Genomic DNA, 260 nt, shown 5'->3' on the forward strand with positions numbered 1-260 from the left:
ACAATACCAGGTATTACTTGGTATACCGTTGATAGGCGATTCAAGACACCAGCAAACGTATTTTTGTAAACGTCCCCCGTATCCAGCCCCGCATAAATCGCCAGACCCAGGACGCGCATGCCCATTGCATTTGAGTTACCGATATCCGTGGGGGATTTACCTCGCAGCGGAATGCCACCTATAGCGTTGTATCGGTCAACCAAAGCGTCAGCAAAGTTTTTGATGCCTGCTTTCAGTTCGGTAACTGCAGCAGCATCATT

1 protein-coding gene is annotated in these 260 nt (G+C 48.8%); it reads right to left on the reverse strand.

Translation table 11 applies throughout. The features are described from left to right. A partial coding sequence (locus tag AC2FC2_RS27075) for a hypothetical protein (protein ID WP_490660220.1) occupies positions 1–260 on the reverse strand: 260 nt, incomplete at both ends.

The sequence above is a fragment of the Serratia sp. CoH_122_TC_1 genome (assembly GCF_058191755.1).